The 3,113-nt window shown below is 53.9% G+C and carries 2 rRNA genes; both read left to right on the top strand.

Features of this window, described 5'->3' with window-relative positions:
• Positions 1-2,885: ribosomal RNA gene (locus FXV77_RS21740) — 23S ribosomal RNA — on the top strand.
• A gap of 81 nt (positions 2,886-2,966) precedes the next feature.
• Positions 2,967-3,078, top strand: a 5S ribosomal RNA gene (rrf, locus tag FXV77_RS21735).
• Positions 3,079-3,113: the final 35 nt, after the last annotated feature.

Genomic DNA, 3,113 nt, shown 5'->3' with positions numbered 1-3,113 from the left:
TAAGGGCACACGGGGGATGCCTAGGCTCCCAGAGGCGAAGAAGGACGCGACAAGCTGCGATAAACCGCGGGGATCGGCACATACGAAATGATCCGCGGGTTTCCGAATGGGGCAACCCGGCATGCTGAAGGCATGTCATACCACTTAATGTGGTAGGCGAACGCGCTGAACTGAAACATCTAAGTAGGCGCAGGAGGAGAAAACAAGAGTGATTCCGCAAGTAGTGGCGAGCGAACGCGGAGAAGCCCAAACCCTTTATGTTACGGCATAAGGGGGGTTGTAGGACTGTGATGTGGTACGATAACGGGAAGTGGAACCGGATGGGAAGCCGGGCGGTAAGGGTGATAGCCCCGTACACGCAAACAATATCGACCTAACAGTATCCTGAGTAGCGCGGGACCGGAGAAATCCTGCGTGAATCCGGCGGCACCATCCGCCAAGGCTAAATACTCCTGGGAGACCGATAGTGGACCAGTACCGTGAGGGAAAGGTGAAAAGAACCCCGAACAGGGGAGTGAAAAGAACCTGAAACCGTGTGCTTACAATCGGTCGGAGTCCCTTAATGGGATGACGGCGTGCCTTTTGCATAATGAGCCTACGAGTTGCTCCTGTCCGGCAAGGTTAACCCATTCAGTGGGGGAGCCGGAGCGAAAGCGAGTCCAAATAGGGCGCAGAGTCGGGCGGGGCAGACGCGAAACCTAGTGATCTACCCTTGGGCAGGTTGAAGTTGCGGTAACACGCAATGGAGGACCGAACCGATAAACGTTGAAAAGTTTCCGGATGACCTGAGGGTAGGGGTGAAAGGCCAATCAAACTGGGAAATAGCTCGTACTCCCCGAAATGTTTTTAGGAACAGCGTCAGGATGGAGTTTAACGGAGGTAGAGCTACCGATTGGGTGCGGGGGAGTCAAATCCTACCAAATCCAGACGAACTCCGAATGCCGTTAAATATTCCTGGCAGTGAGGCTTTGGGTGCTAAGGTCCAAGGCCGAGAGGGAAAGAACCCAGACCATCAGCTAAGGTCCCCAAATGCAGTCTAAGTTGATCTAACGAGGTCCGGTTGCCCAGACAGCTAGGATGTTGGCTTGGAAGCAGCCATTCATTTAAAGAGTGCGTAACAGCTCACTAGTCGAGCGGCCGGGCGTGGATAATAAACGGGCATCAAGACAGCTACCGAAGCTATGGACTGGTAGAATAATCTACCATTGGTAGGGGAGCATTCCATGTGGGGTGAATGGAGGGGGTGACCTTTCCTGGACTGCATGGAAAAGCAAATGTAGGCATGAGTAACGATAAGGCGGGTGGGAAACCCGCCCACCGAAAGACCAAGGTTTCCTGATCAACGCTAATCGGATCAGGGTCAGTCGGGGCCTAAGGACCAGCCGAAGGGCGATGTCCGATGGACAACCGGTTAATATTCCGGTACTCTTATATACTGCGATGCGGTGACGTAGAAGTGACACTGCCGCGCACTGACGGAATAGTGCGTTGAAGGGCGTAGGTAGAGGAGATGTAGGCAAATCCGCATTTCCTGCTGAAACCTGACAGTACTGCAAAGCTTCGGCTGCGCAGATAGCGCAGGTAATCTGGCTACCGAGAAAACCCGCTAAGCTCCAGGTATATAAGACCCGTACCGCAAACCGACACAGGTGGTTGGGGTGAGAATCCTAAGGTGCTCGAGTTAACCATGGCTAAGGAACTCGGCAAAATGGCCCTGTAACTTCGGGAGAAGGGGCGCTTCCTCCAGCGATGGAGAAGCCGCAGTGAAAAGGCCCAGGCGACTGTTTAACAAAAACATATGGCTTTGCGAAATCGCAAGATGAGGTATAAGGCCTGACACCTGCCCGGTGCCGGAAGGTTAAGAGGGGATGTCAACGGCGCAAGCTGTGAAGCATTGAATCGAAGCCCCGGTAAACGGCGGCCGTAACTATAACGGTCCTAAGGTAGCGAAATTCCTTGTCGGGTAAGTTCCGACCTGCACGAATGGTGTAACGATCTGGGCGCTGTCTCAGCCATGGGCTCGGTGAAATTGTGGTGCCGGTGAAGACGCCGGCTACCCGCAACGGGACGGAAAGACCCCATGAACCTTCACTATAGCTTAACATTGTGAATCTGTACGGGATGTGTAGGATAGGCGGGAGATGTTGAAGCGTGTTCGCCAGGATGCGTTGAATCGCCCTTGAAATACCGCCCTTTCCGTACGGGTTCCCTAACCCCGATTCTTCGGGGGACATTGTTTGGTGGGTAGTTTGACTGGGGTGGTCGCCTCCAAAAAGGTAACGGAGGCTTTCAAAGGTAAGCTCAGTACGCTTGGTAACCGTACGCGGAGTGCAATGGCAAAAGCTTGCTTGACTGTGGGGCCTACAAGCCGAGCAGGGTCGAAAGACGGACATAGTGATCCGGTGGTTCCGTATGGAAGGGCCATCGCTCAAAGGATAAAAGGTACTCTGGGGATAACAGGCTGATCTCCCCCAAGAGCTCATATCGACGGGGAGGTTTGGCACCTCGATGTCGGCTCGTCACATCCTGGGGCTGGAGAAGGTCCCAAGGGTTGGGCTGTTCGCCCATTAAAGTGGCACGCGAGCTGGGTTCAGAACGTCGCGAGACAGTTCGGTCCCTATCTGTTGTGGGCGTTGGAAGTCTGAGTGGGTCTGGCCTTAGTACGAGAGGACCGGGCTGGACGCACCTCTGGTGAACCAGTTATGCCGCCAGGTGTACTGCTGGGTAGCTACGTGCGGTGAGGATAAGCGCTGAAAGCATCTAAGTGCGAAACCCGCCACGAGATAAGACTTCCTTACAGGGCCGTGGGAGACTACCACGTTGATAGGCCGCAGGTGTAAAGGTAGAGATACCATAGCTGAGCGGTACTAATAGCCCGAAGCTTTCCGCGCCGGAGAGTTCCTTTGTCCTCTTGTTTTTTGTTGTTGTTGTTTCTTTTTTTCCCGGTATATGTCAATAAAGATATTTCAGGTGCCTATATCGGCGGTGTCTACCTCTTCCCATTCCGAACAGAGCAGTCAAGCCCGCCAGAGCCGATGGTACTGCCGTAAAAGGTGGGAGAGTAGGTCGGTGCCGAATCCTATACAGGCCCCTGCAGTCATAACTGCAGGGGC

Origin of the sequence: Sphingobacterium phlebotomi, assembly GCF_008180195.1 — a bacterium.
Lineage (GTDB): Bacteria > Bacteroidota > Bacteroidia > Sphingobacteriales > Sphingobacteriaceae > Sphingobacterium > Sphingobacterium phlebotomi.
The sequence above is the reverse complement of the archived record's forward strand: the minus strand, read 5'-3'. Positions and strand labels throughout refer to the sequence as shown.